This window comes from Enterobacter sp. ZOR0014, assembly GCF_000798855.1.
Lineage (GTDB): Bacteria > Pseudomonadota > Gammaproteobacteria > Enterobacterales > Enterobacteriaceae > Enterobacter > Enterobacter kobei.
In genome coordinates, this window is record NZ_JTLF01000015.1 from 1 (window position 1) to 5,073 (window position 5,073).

Annotated in this window: 4 protein-coding genes; 2 read left to right on the forward strand and 2 right to left on the reverse strand. The window is 54.7% G+C overall.

Annotated elements, in window-relative coordinates:
* Positions 1 to 140 precede the first annotated feature (140 nt).
* The gene (gene lpdA / locus L977_RS00485; RefSeq protein WP_023332094.1) at positions 141 to 1,565 is read left to right on the forward strand and encodes a dihydrolipoyl dehydrogenase; all 1,425 of its coding nucleotides are present in this window, start codon (positions 141 to 143) and stop codon (positions 1,563 to 1,565) included.
* 193 nt (positions 1,566 to 1,758) lie between these two features.
* Positions 1,759 to 2,490, forward strand: a complete 732-nt coding sequence (gene traT / locus L977_RS00490) for a conjugal transfer complement resistance protein TraT (RefSeq protein WP_014882569.1) — start codon at positions 1,759 to 1,761, stop codon at positions 2,488 to 2,490.
* A 63-nt stretch (positions 2,491 to 2,553) separates the two neighbouring features.
* Here traT and L977_RS00495 read toward each other — a convergent pair whose 3' ends face one another.
* Positions 2,554 to 3,345, reverse strand: coding sequence for a DUF2950 family protein (locus L977_RS00495; RefSeq protein WP_047624259.1), 792 nt, complete (start codon positions 3,343 to 3,345; stop codon positions 2,554 to 2,556).
* 10 nt (positions 3,346 to 3,355) lie between these two features.
* Complete coding sequence (locus L977_RS00500) at positions 3,356 to 4,909, reverse strand: DUF3300 domain-containing protein (protein WP_047624261.1); 1,554 nt, start codon at positions 4,907 to 4,909, stop codon at positions 3,356 to 3,358.
* Between the last annotated feature and the right edge of the window lie 164 nt (positions 4,910 to 5,073).

Genomic DNA, 5,073 nt, shown 5'->3' on the forward strand with positions numbered 1-5,073 from the left:
TAATCTCATGCTGTTTTTGAGGTTACTGGCGTAAGCAAAAATTCATGAGCCGTTTGTTGTTTCAAAATTGTTAACAATTTTGTAAAATGCGGGCGGATAGAACGACCCGGTGGACGACGGGTATAAATTAAGAGGTCATGATGAGCACAGAAATCAAAACTCAGGTCGTAGTACTTGGGGCAGGCCCGGCAGGTTATTCCGCAGCATTCCGCGCCGCGGATTTAGGTCTGGAAACCGTCATCGTAGAACGTTACAGCACCCTCGGTGGTGTTTGTCTGAACGTCGGCTGTATCCCTTCTAAAGCGCTGCTGCACGTCGCGAAAGTGATCGAAGAAGCCAAAGCGCTGGCTGAACACGGTATCGTCTTCGGCGAGCCGAAAACCGATATCGACAAAATTCGTACCTGGAAAGAGAAAGTTATCACTCAGCTGACCGGCGGTCTGGCGGGTATGGCCAAAGGCCGTAAAGTGAAAGTGGTAAACGGTCTGGGTAAATTCACCGGTGCGAACACCCTGGAAGTGGAAGGCGAAAACGGCAAAACCGTGATCAACTTCGACAACGCGATCATCGCGGCAGGTTCTCGCCCAATCGAACTGCCATTCATTCCACATGAAGATCCGCGCGTGTGGGATTCCACCGACGCACTGGAGCTGAAAACTGTTCCTAAGCGCCTGCTGGTTATGGGCGGCGGTATCATCGGTCTGGAAATGGGTACCGTGTACCATGCGCTGGGTTCAGACATTGACGTGGTTGAAATGTTCGACCAGGTTATCCCGGCTGCAGACAAAGACATCGTTAAAGTCTTCACCAAACGTATCAGCAAGAAATTCAACCTGATGCTGGAAACCAAAGTAACTGCCGTTGAAGCCAAAGAAGACGGTATTTACGTTTCCATGGAAGGCAAAAAAGCCCCATCCGAACCACAGCGTTACGACGCCGTGCTGGTGGCTATCGGCCGTGTGCCGAACGGTAAAAACCTCGACGCGGGCAAAGCTGGCGTGGAAGTGGACGACCGTGGTTTTATCCGCGTTGACAAACAGCTGCGCACTAACGTGCCGCACATCTTTGCTATCGGCGATATCGTCGGTCAGCCAATGCTGGCGCACAAAGGTGTTCACGAAGGTCACGTTGCCGCTGAAGTTATCGCCGGCATGAAACACTACTTCGATCCGAAAGTGATCCCATCTATCGCGTACACCGAGCCAGAAGTGGCATGGGTGGGTCTGACTGAGAAAGAAGCGAAAGAGAAAGGCATCAGCTACGAAACAGCCACCTTCCCGTGGGCTGCTTCTGGCCGTGCTATCGCTTCCGACTGCGCAGACGGTATGACCAAACTGATCTTCGACAAAGAGACTCACCGCGTGATCGGTGGTGCGATTGTCGGGACCAACGGCGGCGAGCTGCTGGGTGAAATCGGTCTGGCGATCGAAATGGGTTGCGACGCGGAAGACATCGCGCTGACCATCCACGCTCACCCGACTCTGCACGAGTCCGTGGGCCTGGCGGCAGAAGTGTTTGAAGGTAGCATCACCGACCTGCCAAACGCGAAAGCGAAGAAGAAATAAGTTTCTTTTGATTGCTAAACGCCTCTCCGGAGGCGTTTTTTTTGCCCTGAAACTACCCAAATTGGTAGTCATCTCGTTGATATTTCCGCTAAAAATTCCTCTTCATCTGCCGATACTTTTTTCACCGTTGTGTGGCACTGGCTGCGCTGTCCAGGGGTTCTGGACTTTTAATTACACGAAAAAAGGAAAACGCATGTCTTTAAAGAAAGTTGTGGGAATTGGCTTACTGGCGTCAGTCATGACGCTGACCGGATGTGGCGCGATGACGACTGCCGTGAAAAAACGCAACCTGGAAGTGAAAACCCAGATGAGTGAGACCATCTGGCTTGAGCCTTCCAGTGAAAAAACGGTCTACATCCAGGTTAAAAACACCTCCGATAAAGACATGAGCAACCTCCAGACGCTGCTGGCAAACGATCTGAGCGCTAAAGGGTATAAGGTAACGTCCTCACCTGACAGCGCATACTACTGGGTGCAGGCTAACGTCCTTAAAGCAGACAAAATGGACCTGCGCGAGTCTCAGGGCTACCTGAAAACCGGCTATGAAGGTGCCGCCGTGGGGGCCGCTCTGGGTGCCGGTATTACCGCCTACAACAGCAACTCCTCTGGCGCCGCGCTGGGCGTGGGTCTGGCGGCTGGGCTAATTGGCATGGCGGCAGATGCGATGGTAGAAGATGTGAACTACACCATGGTTACCGACCTGCAGATCTCTGAGCGTAGCAAAGCGAAAGTCACCACCGATAACATTGCGGCGCTGCGTCAGGGTACGTCCGGCGTGAAGCTTCAAACCAGCAGCGAGCAGGGCGATCGCGCGAAGTATCAGACCCGTGTGGTATCGAATGCTAACAAGGTCAATTTGAAATTCGAAGAAGCGAAACCAGTTCTGGAAGCGCAGTTGGCGAAATCAGTGGCAAATATTCTGTAAGTAAAATAGCCGGGTGGCGGCTTCGCCTTACCCGGCCTACAAAACGTGGTCCGTTGACATTACTCAGGGTTCGACGGGCTGCCAGGTTTTATCCGGGTTATACGCGGTCATCGCCCGGGCTTTCTGCTCAGAATCGCGACCGAGATCGGACTGGTAAACCTTGTCGTTCTGGTTTATCACGAAGCTCATCACGCCGGTTTGACCATAGCTGACCGGCCAGGCCACCATCGCGAAACCGTTATTATCCGGCAGGATGCGGAAGCGATAGCCGTGGTATCCCGCCCCAGGCTCTTTCGGACTGAACGCCGGACCAAGTGGGCTTGGCGTTTCACCTGGCGAGACGGGCCAGTACAAACCATCCTTTTTCCCGTCCGCGCTGACAATTTTCTGCGCGTATTTCTGGTTCAGCGCAAAATAGTTCTGCTGGGCATCCACATAGGCATGTAAGGCTTCAATGGCGGCAAGCTCGTTACGCCCAATCTCGCGGGTCAGGATCTCCTCGACCCCTTCTTTCATGTCAAATTGCCAGCCGGAAGCGGTTTTAACCACCGGGATGGGAAGCTGCCAGCCGCTGTCTCCGACAGCAAGATGTGCTGTGTTACCCTCGACAACCGTGTTGTGCCGGACTTTCCAGTCGCGCAGGAAGCGAGCAACGGCATCAGGATCTACCCCTTCAGGCGGCAGAAAGTCGCGCCAGTTTTCGCCGAGCAGATTGCTCATCGCACTTTCGTTTTGCTCGCTGATGGCGCTGGCCAGCGCATCTGTTGCCTGTTCTGGCGTGCTGAAAGATTGCTGCGCCATCGCGGCCGCCGACATCATGAACACCACCATTCCACAGAGAAGTTTATTTTTCATGTTTGCTCCCTTAACGATGACGGAATTCACGGTGTTCAACACGTCCGGCAGATGCCTGACGCGGCGGCTGATGACGGGCAGCCAGTTGTCTGCTTTGCGAACCACGCTGCTGCTGGGCTTGCCAGTTGGCGGAGCGACTGTCGTTACCGCTCAGCGCATTCGCCCGGGGCTGACTGGTTCGCTGCTGTAGCGCGTGTTGCTGCGCAGGTTGTGAGATTCGTTTCTCCTGTCGCTGCGTTGCGGTCTGGCGGTTTTCGCGCTGCTGTGTGGTTGTCCGCTTCGCCGTCTGAGGTTTGGTGTCATAGCCACGGTAGTTACTGCGCTGAGAAATCTGCTTGAGCTGTTCGCTTGAGGCCTGCCGCTGTGCATCTTTAATCCCCGGGTGCGCTGTCTGTGGGAAGGTTTTGCCTGTCGATTTCTCCATCTGGCTGAGGGCGGCCTGACGCTGGCTATCGCGGCTAACCGGTTTTTGCTGTGTTGCGCTGAGCCCCGTAGCCGTGTTGGTGGAGTGGAAGCGCGTGTTGAGCTGGTTTGTCGGGTAGGGCACACCTTCCCGATAGGCCGGGTTGTGCTGCCAGGTGCGGCTGGCGTCCGTCAGACGCTGACCACTGATTTTATTAAAGTTCTGAACGTTAATATTGATGTTGTTATCACCGTTGCGATTATAGCCGCCGTGATCCCAGTCATCGTCATGATGGTGATGATCCCAGTCATCATCGTCATCCCAGTCGATATTGCTGAAAATGGCGTAGGTTGTCGCCACGCCCAGGCTAAAGCCTAAGCCTTTCACCAGGCTGTCGGTAAATTGCTCGCCAGGCGAGGGCGGGAGATAGGTTGGCGGATACGCGGTGTTTGGCCAGGTACCGTAAACCGTATTGGGGTTATAGGTAGGGACATAAACAACCTGCGGATCGGCAGATTCAATTTTGATTACCGTTGGGGCGGGCGCGGAAGTCGTGGCTGTCGTTGTCTCAGTGGTGCTGGTTTTCGCTGGCGCCGGTTTTGTCACGGTGGTGACCGTCTGCTGAGGCGTGGATTGTAAAGCGCCGGTCTTCTGCGCCAGCGCGCGCAGGCGCTGAACGGAATCCATCACGTCCTTCGGCTGCGCGAGAAACGCATCGCCGAGGTTTTGTACCCACGGCGGATTTCCGCCCATCAGCGACATTAACTGAGGAAACGCGACCAGCGATTTCACGCTGGGATCCCACGGCTGGCTCGCCACCGCCTGAATCGCGGCATCACCCTGCATGTTGGGGTTATCTTTTGACCACTGCGCGGCCTGGATAACGTTGGCCGGATAGGTCGATGCCATTAAAATTTGAGACAGCAGCGCGTCCGGATAGAGCGCAATCGGGGCGACCCACTGATCGATTTGCGCGGCCGTGTAAGCTGGTGCGACAACGGGGGCGGGTTGGGCCGCAGGTGTTGCCACCTGTTGTTGGGCGACAGGCGCGGGAGCGACAGGCTCTGATGCACGGCTTTTGACAAACATCACGCCAGAGGCGGCAAACAGCCCGGTACTGCACAGAAGGACGAGCAGATGTGGCTTAAAGGGCAACTTCATATAGTGACTCCAACGAGACAAGCGCTGTGCCGTGAGGCGTTACGGTTGGCGTGAGTATTATTCACCCGTCTTTTACGGTTTTGACTTTTCTTGGGAAGCGTCGATTTTGTCCGGACAAAGAGTGTGAATATTTATTACACAATTATATCGGAGGGTTGAAAAAC

What these genes read in the sequence shown, in the direction of transcription:
- lpdA (WP_023332094.1), top strand. Translation starts at nt 141, where the DNA reads ATGAGCACAGAAATCAAAACTCAGGTCGTAGTACTTGGGGCAGGCCCG.
- traT (WP_014882569.1), top strand. Translation starts at nt 1,759, where the DNA reads ATGTCTTTAAAGAAAGTTGTGGGAATTGGCTTACTGGCGTCAGTCATG.
- L977_RS00495 (WP_047624259.1), bottom strand. Translation starts at nt 3,345, where the DNA reads ATGAAAAATAAACTTCTCTGTGGAATGGTGGTGTTCATGATGTCGGCG.
- L977_RS00500 (WP_047624261.1), bottom strand. Translation starts at nt 4,909, where the DNA reads ATGAAGTTGCCCTTTAAGCCACATCTGCTCGTCCTTCTGTGCAGTACC.